21 protein-coding genes are annotated in these 23,871 nt (G+C 64.3%); 10 read left to right on the top strand and 11 right to left on the bottom strand.

Annotated features, from left to right (window positions below; genetic code table 11):
- Positions 1 to 177 precede the first annotated feature (177 nt).
- From aroB to RQX22_RS13345, 5 genes are read right to left on the bottom strand one after another with little or no spacing between them, the layout of a single operon-like run.
- The gene (gene aroB / locus RQX22_RS13365; protein ID WP_315727042.1) at positions 178 to 1,311 is read right to left on the bottom strand and encodes a 3-dehydroquinate synthase; all 1,134 of its coding nucleotides are present in this window, start codon (positions 1,309 to 1,311) and stop codon (positions 178 to 180) included.
- Entirely contained in the window at positions 1,308 to 2,375 is a 1,068-nt protein-coding gene (aroC, locus tag RQX22_RS13360; protein ID WP_315727041.1) for a chorismate synthase, read from the bottom strand. Before aroC ends, aroB begins: the two co-directional genes overlap by 4 nt.
- Entirely contained in the window at positions 2,362 to 2,925 is a 564-nt protein-coding gene (locus RQX22_RS13355) for a prephenate dehydratase domain-containing protein (RefSeq protein ID WP_315727040.1), read from the bottom strand. The genes aroC and RQX22_RS13355 overlap by 14 nt, the downstream gene beginning before the upstream one ends.
- A complete protein-coding gene (gene aroA, locus RQX22_RS13350; RefSeq protein WP_315727039.1) occupies positions 2,925 to 4,259 on the bottom strand; it encodes a 3-phosphoshikimate 1-carboxyvinyltransferase in 1,335 nt (444 codons plus the stop codon). The genes RQX22_RS13355 and aroA overlap by 1 nt, the downstream gene beginning before the upstream one ends.
- The gene (locus tag RQX22_RS13345; RefSeq protein ID WP_315727038.1) at positions 4,256 to 4,978 is read right to left on the bottom strand and encodes a chorismate mutase; all 723 of its coding nucleotides are present in this window, start codon (positions 4,976 to 4,978) and stop codon (positions 4,256 to 4,258) included. The genes aroA and RQX22_RS13345 overlap by 4 nt, the downstream gene beginning before the upstream one ends.
- A gap of 335 nt (positions 4,979 to 5,313) precedes the next feature.
- Here RQX22_RS13345 and RQX22_RS13340 point away from each other — a divergent pair, with 335 nt between their 5' ends.
- The 5 genes from RQX22_RS13340 (at position 5,314) to RQX22_RS13320 (ending at position 9,038) form a co-directional block, all read left to right on the top strand.
- The gene (locus RQX22_RS13340) at positions 5,314 to 5,466 is read left to right on the top strand and encodes a hypothetical protein (protein WP_315727037.1); all 153 of its coding nucleotides are present in this window, start codon (positions 5,314 to 5,316) and stop codon (positions 5,464 to 5,466) included.
- A gap of 101 nt (positions 5,467 to 5,567) precedes the next feature.
- Positions 5,568 to 6,473 (top strand): prephenate/arogenate dehydrogenase family protein, encoded by a 906-nt coding sequence (locus tag RQX22_RS13335; RefSeq protein WP_315727036.1) that lies wholly within the window; start codon positions 5,568 to 5,570, stop codon positions 6,471 to 6,473.
- Positions 6,474 to 6,511: 38 nt separating this feature from the next.
- Positions 6,512 to 7,585, top strand: a complete 1,074-nt coding sequence (locus RQX22_RS13330) for a 3-deoxy-7-phosphoheptulonate synthase (RefSeq protein ID WP_315727035.1) — start codon at positions 6,512 to 6,514, stop codon at positions 7,583 to 7,585.
- Positions 7,586 to 7,620: 35 nt separating this feature from the next.
- The gene (locus tag RQX22_RS13325; RefSeq protein WP_315727034.1) at positions 7,621 to 8,553 is read left to right on the top strand and encodes a carbon-nitrogen hydrolase family protein; all 933 of its coding nucleotides are present in this window, start codon (positions 7,621 to 7,623) and stop codon (positions 8,551 to 8,553) included.
- Entirely contained in the window at positions 8,550 to 9,038 is a 489-nt protein-coding gene (locus tag RQX22_RS13320; protein ID WP_315727033.1) for a RidA family protein, read from the top strand. Before RQX22_RS13325 ends, RQX22_RS13320 begins: the two co-directional genes overlap by 4 nt.
- A gap of 76 nt (positions 9,039 to 9,114) precedes the next feature.
- Here the strand turns inward: RQX22_RS13320 and RQX22_RS13315 are convergent, their stop codons facing one another.
- Positions 9,115 to 10,542 (bottom strand): M20 family metallopeptidase, encoded by a 1,428-nt coding sequence (locus RQX22_RS13315; protein WP_315727032.1) that lies wholly within the window; start codon positions 10,540 to 10,542, stop codon positions 9,115 to 9,117.
- A gap of 254 nt (positions 10,543 to 10,796) precedes the next feature.
- Between RQX22_RS13315 and RQX22_RS13310 the strand changes: the two genes are divergently transcribed.
- The 5 genes from RQX22_RS13310 to RQX22_RS13290 all read left to right on the top strand — a co-directional run bounded on the left by RQX22_RS13310 (position 10,797) and on the right by RQX22_RS13290 (position 16,305).
- On the top strand, positions 10,797 to 11,954 hold the full coding sequence (locus tag RQX22_RS13310) for a serine hydrolase domain-containing protein (RefSeq protein WP_315727031.1): 1,158 nt from the start codon (positions 10,797 to 10,799) through the stop codon (positions 11,952 to 11,954).
- A gap of 314 nt (positions 11,955 to 12,268) precedes the next feature.
- Entirely contained in the window at positions 12,269 to 12,529 is a 261-nt protein-coding gene (locus RQX22_RS13305; protein WP_315727030.1) for a hypothetical protein, read from the top strand.
- Positions 12,526 to 14,076 (top strand): PepSY-associated TM helix domain-containing protein, encoded by a 1,551-nt coding sequence (locus RQX22_RS13300; protein ID WP_315727029.1) that lies wholly within the window; start codon positions 12,526 to 12,528, stop codon positions 14,074 to 14,076. Before RQX22_RS13305 ends, RQX22_RS13300 begins: the two co-directional genes overlap by 4 nt.
- Positions 14,073 to 14,333, top strand: a complete 261-nt coding sequence (locus RQX22_RS13295; protein WP_315727028.1) for a DUF3325 family protein — start codon at positions 14,073 to 14,075, stop codon at positions 14,331 to 14,333. The genes RQX22_RS13300 and RQX22_RS13295 overlap by 4 nt, the downstream gene beginning before the upstream one ends.
- 133 nt (positions 14,334 to 14,466) lie before the next feature.
- Positions 14,467 to 16,305 carry a CHASE3 domain-containing protein gene (locus tag RQX22_RS13290; RefSeq protein ID WP_315727027.1) on the top strand — a complete coding sequence of 613 codons (1,839 nt, stop codon included), beginning with the start codon at positions 14,467 to 14,469 and terminating at the stop codon, positions 16,303 to 16,305.
- A gap of 34 nt (positions 16,306 to 16,339) precedes the next feature.
- On the opposite strand, the gene RQX22_RS13285 is transcribed toward RQX22_RS13290, so the two are convergent.
- From RQX22_RS13285 to RQX22_RS13265, 5 genes are read right to left on the bottom strand one after another with little or no spacing between them, the layout of a single operon-like run.
- A complete protein-coding gene (locus RQX22_RS13285; protein ID WP_315727026.1) occupies positions 16,340 to 18,343 on the bottom strand; it encodes a S9 family peptidase in 2,004 nt (667 codons plus the stop codon).
- Between the two features lie 45 nt (positions 18,344 to 18,388).
- Positions 18,389 to 18,892 carry an SRPBCC family protein gene (locus RQX22_RS13280; protein WP_315727025.1) on the bottom strand — a complete coding sequence of 168 codons (504 nt, stop codon included), beginning with the start codon at positions 18,890 to 18,892 and terminating at the stop codon, positions 18,389 to 18,391.
- The gene (locus tag RQX22_RS13275; protein WP_315727024.1) at positions 18,889 to 20,055 is read right to left on the bottom strand and encodes a DmpA family aminopeptidase; all 1,167 of its coding nucleotides are present in this window, start codon (positions 20,053 to 20,055) and stop codon (positions 18,889 to 18,891) included. Before RQX22_RS13275 ends, RQX22_RS13280 begins: the two co-directional genes overlap by 4 nt.
- A 40-nt stretch (positions 20,056 to 20,095) precedes the next feature.
- Positions 20,096 to 21,772, bottom strand: a complete 1,677-nt coding sequence (locus tag RQX22_RS13270) for a DUF885 domain-containing protein (protein ID WP_315727023.1) — start codon at positions 21,770 to 21,772, stop codon at positions 20,096 to 20,098.
- The gene (locus tag RQX22_RS13265; protein ID WP_315727022.1) at positions 21,769 to 23,808 is read right to left on the bottom strand and encodes a prolyl oligopeptidase family serine peptidase; all 2,040 of its coding nucleotides are present in this window, start codon (positions 23,806 to 23,808) and stop codon (positions 21,769 to 21,771) included. The genes RQX22_RS13270 and RQX22_RS13265 overlap by 4 nt, the downstream gene beginning before the upstream one ends.
- Positions 23,809 to 23,871: the final 63 nt, after the last annotated feature.

Genomic DNA, 23,871 nt, shown 5'->3' with positions numbered 1-23,871 from the left:
GTCGAAAATGGCGTCTTGTCAGATCAGCACATCAGCTCGGCCCCGTCCTCGCGTGACGATAGCGGTAATAGGAAATGGACGAACGCCGCGGGCCGGCCGGCGAAGTGCCGGGCACGATGTCACGCGAATTCGTCGTCTGGATCATGGAATGGCTGGTGACGGCAACGGGGCGAAAAGTCAATCGCGGCGGATCCCGCGCGCCTGCTCGTCCAGGAACAGCTCCACATCCGCGATATCCACATTGCGGTCTATGAAGGCCTGGCCGATGCCATGGGCGAGGATGAAGGGCAGGGTGCCGCCGGACTTCTTCTTGTCGAGCTGCATGTGGGCGATCAGGGCCTTGCCGCCGCCGCGAAGGGCTGGAGCCGCGACCGACGGGTCCATGCCGACCGCGCTGAAATGATCCCGAACACGGTCGGCGTCGGCTGCCGGGCAGAGGCCGCGGCGGACGGAGAACAGGAAGGCGAGCAGGCTCCCCGCCGCGACCGCCTCGCCGTGCAGGAGGATATCGGAAAAGCCACATTCGGCCTCCAGCGCGTGGCCGAACGTATGGCCCAGATTGAGGAGCGCGCGCCGCCCTTTCCGTTCGCGCTCGTCCTCGCCGACGATGGCCGCCTTGCTGGCGACGCTTGTCGATATGGCATGGACCTGCGCGTCCCGGTCGCCGCCGATCAGGGCGGCACCATGGCTTTCGCACCAGGCGAAGAAATCGGGATCCGAAATCAGGCCATATTTGACCACTTCGGCATAGCCGGCGCGCAAATGGCGCAGCGGGAGGGTGTCCAGCAACGACGGATCGATCAGCACTGCGGAGGGCTGATGGAAGGCGCCGACCAGATTCTTGCCTGCTGCAGTGTTGATGGCGGTCTTGCCGCCGACCGAGGAATCCACCTGCGCCAGCAGGGTCGTCGGGATCTGCACATAGGCGCATCCGCGCATCACGATCGCTGCCGCGAAGCCCACGAGATCGCCGATCACGCCGCCACCGAAGGCAATGAGATGGTCGTCGCGATCGATACCGAGCGACAGCAGCCGATCCACGAGGTCGGCCAGGACCGGCCAGGACTTGGTGCCTTCGCCGGGCGGCAGGATGACGGGCGCGACGCTGCGTCCTGCTTTCGCGATCGACGCCGAAAGGCGGGCCCCGTGGAGCGACCAGACAATTTCGTCGCTGACGACGATGAGGCGCTCGGCGGCACTGATGCCCGCCAGTTCCGCGCCCATATCGTCGATCAGCCCGTCCGCGACCAGGATCGGGTAGCTGTGATCGCCGAGCGCGACGACAAGCTCCTTCCGGGGCCCTTCGCTCATCCGCACTGCGCCTTGTGCAGAAGCTTGTGGTCGGCGAGGACGAGCGCCATCATTGCCTCGACAACCGGGGCGCCGCGTATCCCGACGCAGGGATCATGGCGGCCCTTGGTGGCGATCTCCGTATCCTGATTCTGCTGGTCGATCGTCTCGAGCGGAATGCGGATCGAAGCGGTCGGTTTGAAGGCCGTCCGGACCAGCACGGGTTGACCGCTCGATATGCCGCCGACGATTCCGCCGGAATGATTGGTGGCGAACACGGGACCATTGTCGCCGCTTCGCATCCGGTCGGCATTCTGCTCGCCGGTCAAGCGCGCGGAGGCGAAACCGCCGCCAATCTCGACCGCCTTCACCGCATTGATCGACATGATGCCGGAGGCGATGTCCGCGTCCAGTTTCGCGTAAATGGGCGCGCCCCAACCCGCGGGGACATTCTCCGCGACGCATTCGACGATCGCGCCCAGCGAGCTTCCGTCCCGCCGTGCCTGGTCGATCGAGGCTTCCCAGCGGAGCGCGGCCTGTGGGTCGGGGCACCAGAAGGGATTCTGCTCGATCGCGTCCAGGTCGAAGGCGTCGCGGTCGATCGGGTCGCCGCCAATCTCGACGACATAGGCAAGGATCTTCACCTCATCGATGATCTTCCGGGCGATGGCGCCCGCTGCCACCCGGGATGCGGTCTCCCGCGCCGAGCTGCGGCCGCCGCCGCGCCAGTCGCGCACGCCATATTTCGCGTCATAGACATAATCGGCATGGCTCGGCCGGTAGGCGCCGGCCGTCGCCGCATAATCCTTGGACCTTTGATCCTCGTTGCGAATCATCAGGCTGATCGGGGTCCCGGTCGTCCTGCCCTCGAACACGCCCGAGAGGATCTCGACATGGTCGCTTTCCCGCCTCTGGGTGGTGAAGCGGTTCGTGCCCGGCTTCCTGCGGTCCAGCCAGGGCTGGATATCCTCCTCGCTGAGCGCGACCCCCGGAGGGCAACCGTCGACGATCGCCCCGATCGCCGGACCGTGGCTCTCGCCCCAGGTGGCAAAGCGGAAGACCTTGCCGAAGCTATTGAAGCTCATCTTGACGCTCCCCCGCGGCGACGATCACGAATTCCGTCCTGTTGTCCGGCTTGTCCTGCATGTCGCGCTGCAGGATGGAAAGGCCATAAAGCGCCGCGGCCGCTTCAGACGCCAGCACGGCGATACCCTCATCCCGTCCTTCCGCAAGCGCCTTCGCCGCGGCGGCCGTATTCGGCGCCGTCAAGATCGTCCGGTCGAGCCGGGCGAGGCTGATCCCGCATTGTGCCAACGCCATCTCATGGCTGACGATGCTGTGAATCTGCTCGATCCTCGCCCCGCGCCGGCCGAGCAGATGCAGCCGGATCGGAAGCCAATGTCGGCTGATTATGGTGACCGGGCGCGCAGGCAGCAGTGATTCCACCTCCCGCACCATGCCGGCGATGGAATTGCGCAAGGGCAGCATGCCGAGCCCGGTTCGTTTGTCCAGCACCGCCTCGATCACCTGCGCGAATCCCAGTTGCGACACCGGTTCGCGATCGGGGAGGAAGGTGAGACATGCCTCATGCCCGAAGGCGCCGGGGCAGCCCTGATAGGCGACCAGCTTCGTCATCACGCGCCCGCTTCGATCCGCGCGCCAAGGGAATGCATCAGGTCCGCAAACCCCGGAAAGCTCGTCGCGATCATCTCCGCCTCGTCCACAGTCACGGGCGCGCCGCTTGCCTGGCCCATGACGAGGAAGGACATTGCCAGCCGGTGGTCGCCATGCGTCGTCACGTCGCATCCGCCGGCGGGCGCCGTACCCTGACCCTCGACGACCAGGCTGTCCTCCTCGGATCGCGCCGCGACGCCGCAGGCGGTGAGGCCGGCGACGATGGCGGCCAGGCGGTCGCTTTCCTTGACCCGCAATTCGGCAAGGCCGTGCATGATCGAGCGGCCGTGGGCAAAGGCGGCGGCGATGCCGAGGATAGGATATTCGTCGATCATCGACGGCGCGCGCTGCGCTGGAACCTCCACGCTCTTCAATCTCGACGTGCGAGCCGTGACGTCGCCGACCCATTCTCCGTCGCGTACGCGCCGGTTGGCGACAACGATATCGGCGCCCATCTCCTCCAGCGTCGCGAACAGGCCGGTGCGAAGCGGGTTCAACAGCACGTTCCGAACGGTCACTTCGGAATTGGGCGTGATCAATGCCGCGACGAGCGGGAAGGCAGCGGAGGATGGGTCGCCGGCGATTTCCACATCGCTCGCCTTCAGGTGCCGCCGCTCGCCCAGGCGGATGAAGCGCTCGCCATGCCGATCCATACTCTCGACATCGCACCCGAAGGAACGGAGCATATTTTCGCTATGGTCGCGGCTCGGCCGCGGCTCGATCACCTCGACCTCGCCTTGCGCATGGAGTCCGGCCAGCAATATGGCCGATTTGATCTGCGCCGATGCCGCTTCGTTGCGATAGCTGATGCCATTGAGCGATCCCCCCTTGACCGTCAGCGGCAATCGATCGCTGTCGCCGTCCACCAGCCTCGCGCCCATCGCCTCCAGCGGCGCCAGTACCCGGCGCATCGGGCGGCTGCTCAGGGATCGGTCGCCGGTGAAGCGCGCCTCGATCGCCATGCCCGCGACCGCCCCCATCAGCAGGCGCGCCGCCGTTCCGGAATTGCCGCAGTCGAGCGGCGCGTCGGCGCTGTGCCACGGGCCGCCTTCGACGCGCCATGATCCATCGCCGGTCCGCCGGACCTTGGCGCCGAGCGCCTCGACCGCCGTCGCCATGCGGAGAACGTCTTCGCCCTCCAGCAATCCTGTGATCTTTGTCTCGCCTTCGGCCATGGCGCCGAACAGCAGCGCCCGATGCGACATGCTCTTGTCGCCGGGCACCTGGATGATCCCGCGAAGCCCGGTGGACGCGCTGCCGACGAGCCGGCCAGAATGTGCAGCCTGGTCGTTCATCGCGCCGTCCCCTGGCTGAGGCAAAGGCGGAGATGGCCGGCGGCGGCCAGTGCCCTGATATTCTCGCCCTTGCCGCGGCGAAGCTCGAGCGAGCCCATGCCGATGATCGGGTAAAGCGGGGAGGGGGGGACATCCTGTTCGGAGACACGGCCGATGGCGAGTGCAAGGATATCGCCTGTCTCGTCGCCTATCGTATCGAAGATCCTCAGCGCCGCCTCGCTGCCCAGTTCGACCCACCAATTGCTGAGCGGATGAAGCTCGACGATCGCCACCGCTTCGCGCGTCCGCGCCGCATGCAGGCATTGCTCCACGTCCGGGACCTGGGTGATCGCCGCGGCCGAACCGAAACGGGCGCGCGTATGTTCGGTAACGGTCGTATTGCGGCCCGGCGCATGGATCAGAAGTTCGATGGGCCCCTGGGCGTGGAGCCCGAACGCCATCAATTCGCGCCACACCCGCCTGACCAGGGTCTCCGGCGCCGCTGAGGCATGATCGACCAGCCTGTCCAATATCTCGGCTTCCCGGCGGGGGCGTAGCCGGAGCGGCGCTGTCGCGTCCTTCTCCTTGACGGTCGCGGCCGAGGCCGAGAGGGCAAGCCTCCTTTCGATAAGCGCGAGCAATTCCTCGTCGAGCGCATCGATCCTCGACCGGAGCGACTCCAGTGATTTGACGGTCGCAGTGCCGGCCTGCGGCTGCGGCTCTTTCTTGATCTCAACCATAATGTCCCATCGCCGCCCGCTGCCGCCATGTGCGGCCGCGCTCCAGGCGGCATCTCAGCTCGAATTGTGGGAAAGTGTCTGTGCGGCCCCGATACGCTCCTCAGAGAACGTATCGGCCGGTAAACGAGCTGGTAAAATAGGAGCTGGCGATCGGACAGAGGCGATCGAAGATTCGTCCCTTGTTCATCACTTTGCTCCGAAAGGCGCAGGATTGCGCTCGTCCCTAAAGGCTGACGCCCCTCGGGCAGTCTGTCAAGCGGGGAAAGCTTTGCTCCGCCGAACGGCCTTGACGCCGGGCATTGGGCCGGTGCATGTCGCGTGGCAACGGAGTGGATATGCCGAACCTTGGCACGAACGAACATGTCGCGATCGACCGGCTGGCCCTGATGGCCGGCAGCGACGGCGCATGGGCTTCACCCGTCGCAGCCTATTATTTTAGCAGCTTTATCGCCGCCCATAGGGGAGCGGTGCGGACCGACGCGATTTAGTCACGCGCGGACCGCACGAGGGTTAAGGCCCCGCTCCCGAAACGGAGCGGGTTTTTTTGTGCTCGTGCGGGCCGCGCGAACGGAATTTGGGGAGGATGACCATGGGTTTTCGGAATGTCGCTCTTGTCGGGCTCGGTCTGATCGGATCGTCGATCGCGCGCGCGGTGCGGGAGGCCATGCCGGAGGTTGGGCTCTCCGGCTACGATATGGATGCGGCGGTGCGGGAGCGGGCGGCGCAACTCGGCCTGGTCGATCGGGTGGCGGACAATCCGGGCGACGCGGTTGGCGATGCTGATCTCGTCATTCTGTGCGTTCCGGTAGGCGCGATGGCCGAAGCGGGCGCGGCGCTTGCCGATCATCTGCCGCGCGGCGCGATCGTCAGCGACGTCGGATCGTCCAAGGCTGCCGTGGCGGCGAGCCTCCGCGCCGTGCTGCCCGAAGCCGTCGTCATTCCGGCCCATCCGGTGGCCGGCACCGAGAATAGCGGACCCGATGCGGGCTTCGCGACCCTGTTCCAGGGCCGCTGGTGCATCCTGACGCCGGCCGACGATGCCCGGGTGGAGGATGTGCAAAGGCTTTCCGATTTCTGGACTTCGCTCGGCGCCAAGGTCGAGCGGATGGACGCGAAGCATCACGATCTCGTCCTCGCCGTTACCAGCCACCTGCCGCACCTCATCGCCTATACGATCGTCGGGACGGCTTCGGACCTGGAGCGGGTGACCGAAAGCGAGGTCATCAAATATTCCGCCGGTGGCTTCCGCGACTTCACCCGCATCGCCGCATCCAACCCGACCATGTGGCGGGACATCTTCCTCACCAACAAGGAAGCGGTGCTCGACATGCTGCAGCGATTTACCGAGGACCTGTCCTTTCTCCAGCGGGCCATCCGCCTCGACGACGGAGACACCCTGTTCGATCTGTTCACGCGCACGCGAGCGATACGCCGCGGCATCGTCGCGCAGGGACAGGACGTCGCCGAACCCGATTTCGGCCGCCAGTCCGGCTGAGTGCCGGATCCGGCCTCCTTCTTCATCAGGACAAGATCATGACGCAACGAACCGACGACCTTCGCATTCGCGAAATCAAGGAATTGTCACCGCCATCGCATCTGCTGCGCGAATTCGCGATCAGCGGACATGCCAGCGACACGGTGTTTGCCGCGCGCGGTGCGATCCATGCCATCCTCAACGGCGACGACGATCGCCTGCTTGTGGTGGTCGGGCCTTGTTCGATCCACGATCCCGAGGCGGCGCGCGATTATGCGCGGCGGCTGATGGGCGAACGGCGGCGCCTTGGCGACCGGTTGGAGATCGTGATGCGCGTCTATTTCGAAAAGCCGCGGACCACGGTCGGCTGGAAGGGGCTCATCAACGATCCCGATCTCGACGGCAGCTTCGACATCAACAAGGGCTTGCGGACGGCGCGCGAACTGCTGCTCGACATCAACGAGATGGGCCTTCCCGCCGGCACCGAATATCTCGACATGATCACGCCGCAATATATCGCCGATCTCGTCGCCTGGGGTGCGATAGGCGCCCGCACCACCGAATCCCAGGTCCATCGCGAACTTGCCTCCGGCCTCTCCTGCCCGGTGGGGTTCAAGAACGGCACCGACGGCAACCTTCGCATCGCCCTGGACGCGATCAAGGCGGCGTCTCAGCCCCATCATTTCCTGTCGGTCACGAAGGGCGGCCATAGCGCGATCGTGGCGACCGGCGGCAATGAGGATTGTCACCTCATCCTGCGCGGCGGCTCCGAACCCAATTATGACCGGAACAATATCGACTCGGCCTGCCGCGCAGCGTCGGCTGCGTCGCTTCCCTGCCGGCTGATGGTCGATGCCAGCCATGGCAACAGCCGGAAACGGCCGGAGAATCAGATCGAGGTGGTCCGCGACATTGCCGGCCAATTCGCGGAAGGGGAGACGCGCATTTTCGGCCTGATGATCGAAAGCCATCTGGTCGCGGGCCAGCAGGCGCTGGAGTCGGGCCGGCCGCTCGTTTACGGCCAGAGCATCACCGACGGCTGCGCCGGCTGGGAGGAAAGTGTTGAAATGCTCGACATCCTGGCAGAAGCCGTCGACCAGCGGCGCGCGATACGTTCGGGAAAGGCAGCCTGAACTTCTGCCGTCGCAACCGATCGAGGGAGACGCGGATGACGAAAAACACGGTCGGAGCCCTGCAGCTTGGATCGCATGCCGACGGCAAGGCGGCCACCCTCGATGCGATCCTGGGCTATGGGGATGACATCGCGGCTTCCGGCGCGGCTCTGATCGTGATGCCGGAGGCCTTGCTCGGCGGTTATCCGAAGGGCGAGACGTTCGGCACCTATCTCGGCTATCGGCTGCCCGAAGGCCGCGAAGCCTTCGCCCGATATTTCGACAATGCCATCGACGTGCCGGGCGCGGAGACTGAGGCGCTTGCCGCTTTGTCCGAACGGACCAACTGCAGCCTGGTCGTCGGTGTGATCGAACGGTCGGGCGCCACCCTTTACTGCACCGCGCTCTTCTTCACCCCGGAAGCGGGACTGGCGGCGAAACATCGCAAGCTGATGCCCACCGGCGCGGAGCGGCTGATCTGGGGGCAGGGCGACGGATCCACTTTGTCTGCCGTCGAAACCGCGGCCGGGCGCATCGGCGCTGCGATCTGCTGGGAAAATCACATGCCGCTGCTGCGCACGGCCATGTACGCCAAGCGGCTCGACATCTGGTGCGCCCCGACCGTCGACGATCGCGACATCTGGCAGAGCACGATGCGTCATATCGCGCATGAGGGCCGCTGCTTCCTGATCGGCGCCTGCCAGGTCCGGCCCAGCCCTGCCGAACTCGGCGTGGCTTCGAACGGCTGGGCCGCCGACCGGCCGCACATCCGCGGCGGCAGCGTGATCGTGGGTCCTTTGGGTGACGTGCTCGCCGGTCCGCTGTTCGACGAACCGGGATTGCTGACGGTCGAAATCGATCGACGCGAACTCGTGAAGGCGCGCTACGATTTCGATGTCGTGGGCCATTATTCCAGGCCCGACATCTTCAGCCTCAGCGTCGACGAAGCAGCAAGATCGAGCGTTACCTTTCACAAGGACAGTGAATGACCGATCATGACGAAGAGCAATCGCATGTCATTGAACGGCTTGGAGAGCTGGGACTGACGCTGCCGGTGCCGTCCCGGCCGGCCGCCAATTACCGGCCATACCGGCTCGCCGGGACGATGTTGCATATCGCCGGCCAGTTGCCGCTCGTGCACAATGTCCCGAAATATGTGGGCGAGGTTCCCACGACGCTGACGATAGAGGATGCGATCGACGCGGCGCGACTGTGCGCGCTCAACCTCACCGCGCAGATCGGCGCCGCTCTCGATGGCGAATTCGGACGCGTGGAGGCCATATTGAAGATCAACGGGTTCATCCGCTCTCCCGCGGAGTTTACCAGCCATGCGCGGATCATGGACGGCGCTTCCGATCTGCTCGCTGCCTTGTTCGGCCTTCGTGGCGCGCATGCGCGGACCTCGGTCGGGGTGGCGTCGCTGCCGCGCGGCGCTCCGATCGAGCTCGACGCGATCGTCGCCGTGCGCGCCTAGAGTCACTTCAAAGCAGATGAAATCATCTGACGCTTCGGAAATATATAAGCGTGGACGAGCCTAGATCAGGCTCTGTTCAATTGTTCAGGCCATGCGCGGCATAATGGTCCTTCAGCACCTGGGCGACCGCGACGGTGACCGCCTTGCCCATCGGGATGTGGAGGAATTCATTGGGGCCGTGGGCATTGGAATGCGGCCCCAGCACGCCGGTGATCATGAACTGGGCGTCCGGGAATTTCTCGCCCAGCATCGCCATGAACGGAATGCTTCCGCCTTCGCCCAGGAAGGCCGTCGGCTTGCCGAAGGCCAGGTCCGAAGCGCGGTCGAGCGACTCCGCCAGCCAGGGCGCTAGTTCCGGCGCGGCCCAGCCGGTCGCGAAACTGTTGATCTCGAACGTGACCTTGGCGCCATAAGGCGGATCCTTCTCGAGGAGCGCCTTCACGAAGGCCGCCCCGCTTTTGGCGTCGAGCGTCGGCGGAAACCGCATGCTGAGTTTCAGGGACGTGAAGGGCCGGAGCACGTTGCCGGCATTTTCGATCGGCGGCACCCCGCCGACGCCGGTAACGGCCAGCTGCGGGCGCCAGGTACCGTTCAGCGTCAGTTCGGTCAGATCCTCCGTTACGGGATGCATGCCCTCGACGAAGGGCATCGAGGTCCGGACTTCGTCACCCAATATCACCACGGCCTGTCGCGCCTGCTCGATCCGGTCGGCGGGGATCTCCACATGGAGTTCGGCCGGCCGGATGGCGCCGCTTTCTTCATCTTCCAGCCGCGACAGCAATTGCCTGAGGATGCGGAAGCTTGACGGCACGATGCCGGATCCCTTGCCCGAATGGACACCTTCTTCCAGCACATGGACCGAAAGGGTCCCGGCGGTCATGCCGCGCAGGGAGGTGGTCAGCCAGAGCTGGTCGTAATTGCCGCAGCCCGAATCGAGGCATATCACCAGGCTCGGCTTGCCGAGCCGGTCGGCAAGATGATCGATATAGAAAGGCAGATCGTAGCTGCCCGATTCCTCGCAGGCCTCGATCAGGACGACGCATCGCGCATGGGAGATATTCTGTTCCCGAAGCGCGATGATCGCGGCGAGCGAGCCGAACATCGCATAGCCGTCGTCCGCGCCGCCGCGGCCGTATAATCTGTCTTCCGCAAGATGCGGGATCCACGGACCAAGGCCGTCGGTCCAGCCGGTCATCTCGGGCTGCTTGTCGAGATGGCCGTAGAGCAGCACAATTTCCTCGCCCTCGCCCGGAACGTCGATAAGGATCACCGGCGTGCGGCCTTCCAGCCGGACGACTTCCACCACCGCGCCGGGAAGGGCTTCGGCCTTCGCCTTGGCCCAGCGTTCGAACTGCGTCACGGCGGCGTCCATATAGCCATGCGCCTCCCAGTCCGGATCGAACATCGGCGACTTGTTCGGGATGCGGATATAGTCGGTGAGCTCGGGGATGATCTCGTCATCCCACATATCGCCGATACGCTGCTTCAACCGTTCAGTGTCCATGGTCCGCTTCCGCCAATCTTCGTGAATTGCAGCGGGTCCTAGGACGCCCGGCGGTTCGCTGGCAAGATCAAGCCGGTGCTTGCTGCTTGGGCACGGGCGCGGTCCTCACTCGACATCGCGACCATCACAGGCCTGGGCACCGAAAAATCCGGCCCTCTTTTCCTCGTTCACTTACTCTGAAATCATTATGGCCTTTTCTATGTGTCTTGCTTGAGCAATACAGGCGGCATGGAATCGAACATATGGGGGTTAGGATGATCAGGAATGTGAAACTCGCTTTGGCTGCAGTTGCGGCTGTGGTCATGATACAGGCGCCGGCCATTGCGGCGGACAATCAGGCGGTCGCGGCCGCGATCGATCAGGCGGTGCAGAAGGCCATCGCCGAAGGTGTGAGTCCCGGTCTGCAGGTGGCCGTCTACAAGGATGGCAGTCCATTGCTCGTGAAGGGCTACGGATCGGCCGACCTGGAGATGAGCGTGCCCGTCACCAATGACAGCGTCTTCCGCATCGGGTCGGTCACCAAGCAGTTCACGGCCGTGGCGCTGCTGCAGCTCCAGGAGGCGGGCAAGCTGTCGATCGACGACACATTGTCCAAATATTATCCCAATTATCCGCGTGGGGGCGACATCACCATCCGGCAGATGCTCAACCATACGTCCGGGCTGTACAATTACACCAGCCAGGAAGATTATATGAAGGCGGATGCGATGGTCCATCGCAGCACCGAGGAATATGTCGATTATTTCTCGAAGATGAAGAAGACCCAGGATTTCGAACCCGGCACCAGCTGGATGTACAGCAACACCGCTTATTACATCCTTGGCGCGATCGTCGAAAAGGTCGAAGGCAAGCCGCTCGGCGCGGTGTTCCAGGAGCGTTTTTTCGGTCCGCTGGGCATGACCAGGACGGCAATTGACGATGAAAACGACATCGTCGCCGGCCGCGTCGAAGGCTATGCCGCCGATGGACCCGGCAAGTTCAAGAATGCGACCTTCATCTCGATGACCGCCCCGGGCGGCGGCGGCGCGATGCGCTCCACCGCCTCCGATCTCGCCCGCTGGAATGCGGCCTTGTTCGGCGGCAAATTGCTGAAGCCCGCCTCCTTCGCCGCGATGACGGCGCCGGGCAAGCTGAAGGACGGCCAGAACAGCGGCATCGCCATCGCCAAGCTTGCGGGTATGGGCATGCCGGCGGTCGAATATGGCTTTGGCCTGATGACGCAGACGGTGGATGGCCATGCCAAGGTCGCCCATGGCGGCGGCATCAATGGCTTCAACGCCCAGCTCGCCGAATATCCGAAGGACCGCCTGACCGTGGCGGTCCTGTCCAATACGATCGGCAAGGACGTCGGCGCCGGCAAGGTGGCGGACGAGATCGAGCGGATCGCTTTGGGTCTTCCGCCAAAGCCGTAACCGGGATTGGAGTTGGTCCGGATCAAGTGTCCGGACCAACGCATCTCGTCATGGCGCCGGACCTGACCGTCAGCCGTCACACGCCCGATGCAGGAGGTCGTTTGCGGGACTGTCGCGGCTCGATATTGATAATCATTCTCAACAAACCTATGAGCCCCGAAAAAGGGCCATGATATGCGATTTCGTTCAGGAGCTTCGGACAGTGCGATCGCGCAGACGGCGATTGACGTGCCCGGCGAGCAGCGCCGCTGGCGGCTGACAGTCGGCCGTTCCTTCTGAGAGTGGCGGCTCGTCGCAGGTTTTCGGCGGCCGCGATGGCGGCACGCGTGGCGGTCATCCCCTATGGCTATGCGCTCGCGGCGCTCGCCAGCGCCCTGATGGCGCGGATCCTGCCGACCACGCGCGCCGATGCGGCGACGGCCGGCATGATCGTTTCCTTCGCCATCTATGCTGCCATTCTGCTCTGGGCCTTTGCCGCGCGCGGCGCGCTCAGGCTCTGGCTCTGGCTTGGCGGCGTCGGCCTGCTTGTCGGTCTTCTCCTTGCTTGGTCCCTGCTTGCTGGTGCTGGGCGATGAAGGACGGGTTTCGCCAGTCCATGGCCTGGCTGCACACCTGGTCCGGCCTGCTTTTCGGATGGCTGCTCTTCGTGATCTTCGTCTGCGGAACCATCTCCTATTTCCAGGAAGAGGTCACGCGCTGGATGCAGCCGGAGGTGACGACGCCGTCCGATCCGGTCGCGGCTGCCGACGGTGCAGCGCGCTGGCTCGCCGCCAATGCATCGGGCTCATCCGCCTGGTACATCACCCTGCCGGGAGATCGGGCCGCGACGACGGCTTTATTCTGGACGCCGGCGGAAGACGGGCCGGCGGGCGGGGTCACCGAAATGACGCTCGACGGGCGCGGGAATCCGGTTACCGCGCGCGATACGGCAGGCGGATATTTCCTGTATCGCTTCCATTACGACCTTCACTATCTACCGGTCATCTGGGCGCGCTATCTGGTCGGCATCGCCGCGATGTTCATGCTGATGGCGATTCTGTCGGGTATCGTCACGCACAAGAAGATCTTCGCAGACTTCTTCATGTTGCGATTGGGCAAGGGGCAGCGCAGCTGGCTCGATGCACATAATGTCACGGCCGTCCTCGCGCTGCCCTTTCATCTGATGATCACCTATACCGGACTGGTTACGCTCGAAGGGCAGCTCTCGCCCGCTCCAGTCGCTGCGCTCTATGCCAATCGGTCCGAATTCTTCGCGGAAGCCTTTCCGGTAGCCGGCGCTCCCGAAAGCCAAGGTGAGGCAGCGCCGCTGGCATCCTTCAGTGCGATGATGAAGGAGGCGCGCCTCCAATGGGGGATGGACGTCGGGCATATTTTCGTCTCCCGGCCCGGCGATGCTGTAGCGCGGGTGACTTTGACCAGCGCGCCGGGTGCGTCGATGGATGCGCGTGGCAAGATGCTGCAGTTCGACGGCGTCACCGGCCGGCTCATGGGCGAAGGCGTACCGAAGGGCGCCGTACAGCGGATCGAAGGCGTGATGATCGGCATTCATGCCGGCCGCTATGCCGACGCGGTGTTGCGATGGCTTTATTTCCTGTCGGGGGTCGGAGGCACGACCATGGTCGTGAGCGGGCTGGTCTTGTGGACCGTCAAGCGCCGCTCGAAGCTGACGGATCCGCAGCGGCCCCATTTTGGCTTTCGCGTCGTCGAACGGCTCAACATCGCGGTCGTCGCCGGGTTTCCGCTGGCGATCGCCGTCTATTTCCTCGCCAATCGCCTGCTGCCGGTCGATCTGCCGGACCGGGCCGAATGGGAGGTGGATTGCCTCTTTCTGGCTTGGCTAGGCGCGGGCATCTTCGCTGTCCTTCGCCCCGTCCGGAGGGGCTGGATCGAGCTTTGCCGTTGCAATGCCCTGCTGTTCGCTGCTGTCCCGCTGGTGAGCGCGGCAGCCACGGCCAGAAACCTGCCGGCGAGCCTGATGTCGGGCGACTGGGTGTTTGCAGGTTTCGAATTGATGATGCTGGCTTTGGCCTTCGGCTTTGCTTTTGCCGCCAACCGGCTTGCCCTCGTTGGAAGCCGCCACGCCTTGAAACGCCCGGGCAAGCGGGAGCAGGTGGTGGCATGATCGTCCATGCGCTGCTGCTCCTGCTGGCGACCGCCTCGTTTCTGGCATTGTGTATGGCGACGCCGCGCGGGGCCGTGATCGGGCACGGATTGGCAAGGAAGCAGACGGCGAACCTGCGTCCGATAGGATGGGGGCTCATCGCTCTCGCATTCGCGATCGCCTGCGCCTGGTTCGGGCCTGGGCGCGGCGTCATCCTCTTCCTCGGTTATGCGACGGTCGGCGGCGCGATCGTCGTGGCACTAGCCAACAGGCATTAGCCCAACTGTCCGCCTCGTTGCCGACCGACGCGGTCACCGTTATATTTTTCGTTGCGGGCGCGAAGCGATTGAATATAGCTCCGGCCTCGGGCCGTGCGGCAGATAGGGCGGCTAGCTGTCGGAGGGGATTCCCATGCTGGTTCGTCGTCCAACCCGCGCCCTCGCGCCGCTGGGCATCGGATTCTTCTTCCTGATCCTCAGCGCACTGGCCGCCATTTTGCTGTCGATACGCCAGGAGGCGGCGGTCGCTTGGGTGCGTCATACGCTCGAGGTCCAGACGCGCCTCAACCTCGTTCGCAGTCTGATCACCGAAGCCGAGTCCGGCCGGCGCGGATTCCTGCTGACGGGCCGCGATGTCTATCTCGAACCCTATCAGCGGGCGATATTGCGTTTGCCCCGGGAATTGGACACTCTTGAGGGCGCCGTCGCTGACAACGCCGTTGCGCGCCGGAATATGGAGCGGATGCGTCCGGCCATCCAGGCCAAGCTCAACGAGCTCGGCGCCAGCGTCGCGCTTGTTCGCCTCGGTCGCCGAGCCGACGCCGTCGGTGTTCTGCAAACGGGCGCTGGCCAGCGTCACATTGTTGAGGCGAGGGCCGCAATCAACGACATGATGCAGGAAGAGAAGAGGCTTCTCGCAATTCGCGCGACCAATGCCGGATGGATCAGCATGGCGTCGCGTCTCGCATTGTTTTTCAGTGCCCTGCTCGTCATCGTGCTTGCCTATTTCGTCGTGCGCGACGCCAGGCGACGGATAGTCGAGGTCGAAAAGACGAACGAACATCTTCGGGAGGAGGTCCAGCAGCGCCAGCTTGCCCAGTCGCAGGTGCGCCAGCTCCAGAAGATGGAAGCGGTCGGGCAGCTGACGGGCGGAATAGCGCATGATTTCAACAATATGCTCGCGATCGTGATCGGCAGTCTCGATATGGCGCGCCGGCGCCTCACCGGCGGCGAAGATGCCAAGCTGGTCAAGTGTATCGATGCCGCATCGGAAGGCGCCGAACGCGCCGCCACGCTCACCGGGCGGCTGCTCGCCTTTTCACGGCGGCAGCCGCTCCAGCCCAAGGTTCTCGACACCAACAAGCTCGTGGGCAGCATGTCCGAGCTGTTGCGGCGCACACTCGGTGAACGTGTCGCCATCGAGACCGTGCTCGCAGGCGGCCTTTGGCGCATCTGCGCGGATCCCGCGCAGCTCGAAAGCACGCTCGTCAATCTCGCCGTGAACGCGCGCGATGCGATGCCTGACGGAGGCAAACTGACGATCGAGACTGCCAACACCGAGCTCGACGAACGCTATGCGCAAGGCCATGAAGAAGTGTCGCCCGGCCAATATGTCATGCTGTCGTTGACCGATACCGGAACCGGCATGTCGCCCGAGGTGATCGAGCGCGCGTTCGAACCCTTTTACACCACCAAGGGAGTGGGCCGCGGCACCGGCCTGGGGCTCAGCCAGATTTTCGGCTTCGTCAAACAGTCGCAAGGCCATGTGAAGATCTATTCGGAAGTAGGGCAGGGGACGACCGTCAAACTCTATCTGCCGCGCCACGCCGGCGAGTTGCCCGACGAGGCCGTGAAGGCCAGCCGCGGGGATATTCCGGCCGGGCAGGTCGAGGAGATCATCCTCGTCGTCGAGGATGATGAAAGGGTCCGGCACATGTCGGTCGATGCCTTGCGCGAACTCGGCTATACCGTGATCCAGGCGGCCGACGGCAATCAGGCGCTGGAGCAGCTTGCGATCCAGCCGCGCATCGATCTTCTTTTCACCGACATCGTCATGCCGGGCATGACGGGCCGCCAGCTTGCCGACCGCGCCCAGGAAGCGCGGCCCGACCTGAAAATCCTTTATACGACGGGATATACGCGCAACGCGGTCGTCCATAACGGCATCGTCGATTATGGCGTCGCCTTCCTCGCCAAGCCATTTTCGATCGATGCCCTCGCCCGAAAGGTTCGCGATATTCTGGACGGGTGAGGATTGGTGGCCGTCGTCAGCCCTTCGTTTAAGCCTATTTCTCGCGGTCGGGTTTCGCGGCTCCAGGCGGCATATGCTCTACAAACCAGTCGATTGCCCGGGTGAGAAAGTCGAACGCGGCCGGCATGGTGCGGATGCCATGTCCTTCCTTCGGATAGGTGGCCAGCACCGACTTCACGCCATGGCCGAGCAGGGCATGGTGGAATTCGAGCGCCTGTCCGGCCGGCGTGTTCTTGTCGAGCGCACCGCAAATGTTGAGTGTCGGCGTCTTGACGTTCTTGGCGAAGTGGATCGGGCTGCGGCTGTGATATTTCCCGGTCGGATTGTCGATATCGTCCTTCAGGAAGATCGTGCAGAAAAAGGGGATGTGGCAGGTCAGATGTTCGCTGACCCAGTCCGTCACCGGTGCGACAGGGACGGCCGCGGCAAAACGCTGGTCCTGGGTGATCAGCCAGGACGACATGAATCCGCCATAGCTGCCGCCGGTGACGCCGATCCGCTCGGGATCCACGATGCCGCGTTCGACCAGATGATCGAGACCGGACAGATAATCATAAGTGTCGGCGCCGCCCATGTCCCCGAACACCCGGCCGGCCCAATCCTGTCCGCGACCCGACGAGCCGCGGGGATTGACCTCCAGCACCGCATAGCCGGCGTTCAGCAATGCCTGATGCTGGATCGACTTGCCAAGATAGCGGGGGCGGAAGAACCAGACCGGGCCGCCATGAATGTTGAGGACGAGCGGGTGAGGTCCCGGACGATCGGGCGTCAGCAGCCAGCCGCGAACCTCCATGCCGTCGGGCGCTTTCCATGACAAAGCCTCGGCCTTGCCAAGGCCGGCGACCAGGCTTTGCAGTTCGTTCGACCCGGTCCGCAGCACTTCGCGCTCCTGCCCACCGCTGACCGTCACCAGGGTTGGCGGATTGAACCAGCCTTCGCGAACGAAGATGATGTCGGACGGTGCGGTACCGAGGCCGCTTGCGTCGCCAAAGCGCATCCCCCCCGGTGTCAGCTCTTTTCCCTGCCAGAGACGGGTCGTGCTGCCGTCCACAAGATTGTGCAGCAGCACGTAAGTTTCAGGCTCGTGCGCGCCGGTGAGCAACAACTGATCTTCGTTCCGCCAAGCCGTGGAGGTGATATCGGCGTCGATTTCGACATTCGAAACCTGCTTGGTCGCCAGTTCGACGATTCTGAGATCGCCGGCAACGATCGTGCGGTCGCTGCAGATCGCCTCGACGACGGCGATGCGGCTGCCGCTCGGGCTGGCCGAGACCCAGCCGAGATGATTGGTCGGGGTGAAGAGGGTGCGGCTGCCGCCGTCGAGGCCGAAGTGGCGGACGTCGGCCTTGTACCATTCCTCTTCGCCCGGGCTGTCGGAGCAGATCGCGACGAAGCCGTCCGCCCCGCAATATTGGCCTTCCCAGACATTGACCCCTTGCGGCGACACCTGCCGTGCGGTGCCGCTCGCCAGGTCGTAAACCCACAGGCTCCGCCAGGATTCGGCGCTGGTGCCGGCATCGATCTCCGGCAGCCAGGCGGGCTTGTCCTCGTCCTTGCGGGCGATCGAGAAGCCGCCTTGCGCGCCGGCAAGATCGGCGCCGAAGCCGGCAACACCGAGCAGGAGTTGGCGGCCATCGGCGGACCAGTGATGATATTCGACCCAGCCGTCGATGCCGGTGACGGCCCGCTCCTCGCCGCTGGCGAGATCGAGCAGGAAAGGCTGGAAGATATAAGGCTGGCCGCGATCGCTCAGGAAAGCGATGCTCTTGCCGTCCGGCGACCAGAGCGGCCGACGGTCCGAATTGGGGCCGTGGGTGAGGGTCCGCTGCGACCCTTGCTCCAGATCGACGACCACGATCCGGGTCGCGCTCAGACCTTCCAGTTTTTCGCAGATGGTGGCGGTGGCGGCGGCCTGCTTTCCATCCGGCGATGCGGCGACGTCGGCAAGATCGACCGCCACGCCCTCGCCGGGCCGCAGCCAGCTTCGGTAGCGCTGTTCGATGTCGCGGAAGCGGGGCGTATCACGGACGTCGGCCATCGCTGACGGTGAAGTGGCATTCATCTCATACACTCCGGTTGTTTCTCAGCCCTCGGCCTTGGCTTTGACGCTGTTCAGATAGTCGTACAGCGCGCCGTCGGCCTGCTTCGTGAAGGTCGCGATCATGGTGGCGACATCCGACCGGGTGGCATCGGCCGGCACTTCGATCCCGATTCGGGAATGGCAATCGAGCGCGTAGCGGGTGCCGCCGCCGGCCGATTCCCGGGCGTGATACGTCGCATAGACCTGCATGCCGCCGGGTATCGCAACATAATCGGCGTACAGGCTCAGCCGTCGGGCCGCTTCGTCGCGCTCCGTGATGTGGCAGATCCGCTCGTCGAGTTTGATGCCGTCCTTCCACAGCCGCATGATATAGCCGCCATGGATTGCGGCCGGATCGTCGATCGACTCGATCGAATAGCCGCCTTCCTGGAATTTCTTCGCCTCGACATATTCCTCGAGGATCAGCTTCCAGACGGCGTCGGGCGCCGCTGCCATGTCGACGGCGACGTGATTGACCATCGTCACAATGAGCTTTTGCTCGGTCATTCCTTGGTCTCTAGCAAATGATGTTCGGCCAGAATGGCGCGAACGCGCTCGATCGGAATCGCAGGAACGAAGAATCCATTGGCGCCCTCGGTAGGTTCGGCGGCGACCATCGCATTGACGATCGCTTCCTCGGTCGCATCGATCGCGGCCTCGAAGATCGCGGTGATATTGAGATTCGGAAAATGCTGGACGGGCCGGGCATTGCCGGCCTCGCTCACCTCCTGGTTGGCGGTCGACAAGGCAAGGAAGATGTCTCCTGACAAGGCCGCGCCAAGGCCGCCGAGTCGGCCGATGCCGAGTCCGGGTCGCTTGGCGACCCGCTTGAGCTGATGCGGCAGCAACGGCGCGTCGGTGACGACGATGACGATGATCGAGCCGTCCCCGGCATCTTTGCCGGTCTGTGGCCGTTTGCCGCCGCTGACCCAGCGTGCATATTGGCTGTCATGACCTTGCGGCATGAGCGCATCGTCGGCGAAGCGCGGGCGATCGTCGGCCAGCCGCTCGCCCAGCCTGATTCCGCCCAGCCGCAGCGAGCGCCGCTCGCCATAATTGGTCTGGACGAGCACACCGACCGTATAGCCGCCCTGCTCGGCCGGCAGCACCCGCGAAGCAGTGCCGGTCCCGGCCTTATATTCGTAGCACATCATGCCGGTGCCGCCGCCGACGCTGCCTTCCGCGATCGGCCCGTCGCGGGCGCTATCCAGAGCTTCGAAGACGTGGTCCGGCTTGATGTGACCGCCATCGATGTCGTTCAACAGGCCGTCATAGGTCTCGGCGACGATCGGCAGCAGATAGAGCGCGTCATAGGCGTTGCGGCGCATCCAGGTGATGGCGGCGTCGCGAACCACGCCCACCTGATGGGTGTTGGTGATCAGCACCGGCCCTTCGCACAGCCCGCGCTCGTCCAGCCAGATCGTGCCGGTCATTTCGCCGCCATGGTTGAGCGACGCCCAGGCGCCGAAACAGGGCGCGGAGTCGGCCTTGCCGCGCGGCAGGATGGCGGTCACGCCGGTCCTGACCGGACCTTTGCCGACCTCCAGCTTGCCTGCGCCTTCCCAGATCGTCGCATAGCCGACCTCTACACCGGGAACGTCGGTAATGGCGTTGAGGGGCCCCGGCGTCCCGGAAAAGGGAATGCCATAGTCTCGCGCACGCTTGGTCATGATTCGCCTTCGATTGTGGACGCTGGTTTAGTGCCTGACCCTAAGCACGAAGACGTTCCGACGCCCAATCGTCCAGGCTCTTTTCGAGCAATTCGATCGGCAGCGCGCCCTGTTCCAGGATCGCCTCATGAAAATCCGCAAGATCGAAACTCTCGCCCAGCCGGGCGCGCGCTTTCTCCCTCAATTCGCGGAATTTGAGGAAACCCATGCGGTAGCCGAGCGCCTGGCCGGGCATGTCGGTCGCATAGCGCAAGGTCTCGCTCGCCACCTGCGTCTCGCTCTCCAGCGTGTTGGCGCTCATATAGTCGCGCGCCTTCTGGAGCGACCAGCCGTAGAAGTTGAGGCCGGTATCGACCACCAGTCGCTGGGCGACGAAGCGCTGGTGCGACAGCCAGCCATAGAGATCGTAGGGATCGTCGTAGAGGCCTGCTTCCTCACCAAGGCCCGCCGAATATTCCGCCCAGCCTTCGTTGAACGCGCCGAAGATGAAGGTTCGGCGGCGAACATCGGGGAGGGCCTCATTTTCGGCCTGGCGGGTGATATGGACATGGTGACCCGGCACCAGCTCGTGGAAGATGAGCGGAGCCGCATTCATCTGCAGCCGGTCGGGGATGCCGTTGCCGCTATAATGATAGATGCCCTGCCTCTCGGACCCCGACGGTGGCGCATAATAGCCGAAGGTCATGCCCGCCTCCATCTCCGGAGCGAGGCGCTTCACCGTCGCGCTGGCCTGCGGCGCCTTGCGCACGATCCTGGCGAAGACTGGAGCCATCCGCTCGAGATGGCGGCGATAGATCGCTTCCAGCGCTTCCGGGCTTTCCGCCTTGGCGCGAGGATCCTGCCGAAGCCGCTCGTGGAAAGCCGCTTCGTCACCATTGTGGCCGAACGCGTCGAGGCGGAGCTTCGCCATCGCCGCGGTCAGATGCTCCACCTCCGCCTTGCCGATTTCGTGGATTTCCTCGGGCGAGGCGTCGAAGCTGAGATGGTAGCGCAGCCAGTCGCGATAGGCATCGGCGCCACCCGGCTGGTGGCAGATGCCGACCTCTTCGGGCGCGACGGCCTCATAATCCTCGCCGATCGCCGCGAGCAATCCGGTGAAGGCCGGCTTCAGCTTTTCCTCGATCAGACGGTCGACATCCGCGCGCAGCGCCTCATCCTTGGTGCGTTCCGTCGAAAGGGCGAGCGATGCGGTGGCCGCGGCGCCGATGCTCTCCAGCGTGATACGTGCGCCGGGCAAGGCCGGCTTGGGCAGGCGCCAGCCGCGTTCGGCCTGCGCCTCGGTCTTTTCCCGCAGCGCATCGATGGCCCCGGCAAAATCTGCAACCAGCTGCAGATAGCGTTGCGCCTCTTCCGGCTTGGTCACGTCGATCGGCGCGAACAGCATCGATGGCATCATCGACAGCCCCGATGCCGAGTAGGGCGCAATGCCGAAGCTGGTCCACCACCTGTCCGGCTCGCTCGTATCGCTTTCCAGCATGTAGCGGAGAAATTCGGCGGTGAGACTGTCGCCTCGATCGAGATTGGACAGGTCGATCGCGTCGAGCCGCGCGAGCAAGGTGCGGGCCGTGTCGGCGGCCGCCTCGGCTCCCGCAAGCGAGCCGCTCGGGAACCGTTCGACCCGCTCCCCCGCCATCAAGGCATAATAAGGCTCACGCAAGACGAGAGCCTGCCAATAATCCGCGGCCAGTTGGTCGATCGTCGCTTTTTCGCTCATCATTGTCCCTCTTCCTTATAGCGCATGCCAAGCTGGTCCATCACGAACGCCAGCCATTCGGCGTTCCAGGCCGCTGCCTTGGCCGGGTCGGCCACGCCATGGCCCGTGTCGCGCCAGATCCGCAAGTGGATGGGCCGGTCGCCAATATTGGCTTCGTCCAGGCGGGCGGTGAACTTGCGGCCGTGGAACGGCATGCAGCCCAGATCCTTCTCGCCGAACACCTGATAGACCGCAGGATAGGCGATGCCGTCGGCGACATTGTGATAAGGCGACCAAAGCCGGGCGCTGGCCGCATCTGCGGGCACGCTCGGATTGCCATAATCCTCGTAGAAGATGGCCGAAATGCCGGCGATGGCGGGATTGTCGGGCAGTGGCTCCAGCATGTCGAAGATCGGCACGGTCGGCACGACAGCGCGCCATAGGCTCGGCTGCTGGACGATCGCAACGCCGGCGAGCAGGCCGCCATTGCTGCCCCCCATGAAGGCCATCTGGTCGTGAGTTGAAACACCCTCGGCGACGAGGGTCTTGGCCACCGCTTCGAGATCGTCGAACGTATTCTGCTTGTTGGCCAGCCGGCCGGCGTCGTGCCAGGCCTTGCCATATTCGGCGCCGCCGCGAAGCGACGCCTGGACGAAGATCCCGCCGGCCTCGATGAACGGCACGAACATGGTCGGAAAGGTCGGCAGCAGCGATATGTTGAAGCCGCCATAGCCGTGGACCAGGGCCGGTTGCGGGCGGCTGGTATCCAGGTTTTTCCGGTAGACGATGAAATAGGGGATGTTCGTTCCGTCCTTGCTGGTGGCGAAACGCTGCTCGGCGACCACATCGTTCAGCCGGTTGGCCGGCTCGCCATGCCGTTCCAGTGTCCCCGTCTCCGGATCGTGGGTGAACAGGACCGGCGACCGCGTGAAACTGCTATGGGTGAAGGACAAGGCTTCGCCAGGGCGCACGGCGCGTTCGAGCAGCATGGAGGGCGAGGATCCGGGATTTTCGAGGGGAAGCGTTTCGATCAGCTTTCCGTCGAGATCGAACGTCCGCACACGCAACGATACGTCGACCAGGTCGCCGACATAGAGGCGATTGCCGATCACGCCGGCCCAGCCGATAAAGCCTTCGCCTTCGGGGACCAGCTCGCGCCAGGTCGAGCGATCGGTCGAAGTCGCGGCCGGGATCGCAACAACCCGCCCGCGCGGCGCGCCGTCATTGACCCGAGCCACATAAGTCTCTCCGTCGATCCAGCTGCCGTCGCACTCGCCATGATAGCCTTGCGGCACGAAGGGCTTCGCCTCCAGGGAGACGAGATCGATCAATACGAGCGCGACATGTTCGTGCGGCTCGGTGACGGCCACGCCGCGGCGGCCGTCGGGGGAGACGTGCAGCGTCAGTCCGCTATGCTTCGATTCGACGAGGCTTTCTGGCAGGACGATCTCGTCGCGCTCGGCACTTCCTTCCGTCACGGGAACGAAACGCAGACGGTGCAGGCCTTGGTCGGTGCGGCCGTCCAACCAGAATCCGCTCTCGTCCGGCAGCCAGCCCGGCCGTGCGCCTGAATAAGCGATTGCGGGCGTGTCCAGCACACGCCGACCGGTCGCGGATTCGAACACCGACCAGGTACCGGTCATATCGCCGTCCATGCCCCAGGCCACGGCGACATAGCGCCCGTTCGGGGAGGGTTCGAACCAGGTCATCATCCCGAGCTTGCCGCCGGCCGCTTCGGCCAGGGCCTTTTGCGACGCGAGCCTTCTGCCCTTGCCGCGCGGCGTCTCCGACACTTGGAGGACCACATCGTCGCCCTCCTTGGCGTGCCCGAACCACAGCCCGCCACGCTTGCGCGGCACGGTGTGGCCGCCGGCGTCGGTGAGTGCGAACAGCCGGTCATAGACCGGCCGATAATTGGGCGAAGCCTCCGCCGCTTCCTGCGCCTTGCGATCGCGCGCCCACTGCCATTCCAAGGCTTCTGGCGTGTCTTCATGAAGGTGCGCGAAGCGGTCCTCGAAGGTGACGCCGCCGACCGTCTTTTGAACTGGCTGGGCTTTCATGCTGATATCCTCTCTTCGAACTTTGACTCTTGGGGCAGTTCCGGGTTGGGCCGCTTCCGCGAT

Origin of the sequence: Sphingosinicella rhizophila (assembly GCF_032378825.1) — a bacterium.
Lineage (GTDB): Bacteria > Pseudomonadota > Alphaproteobacteria > Sphingomonadales > Sphingomonadaceae > Allosphingosinicella > Allosphingosinicella rhizophila.
Note: the sequence above shows the minus strand (reverse complement) of the source record. Positions and strands in the feature narration are given on the sequence as shown.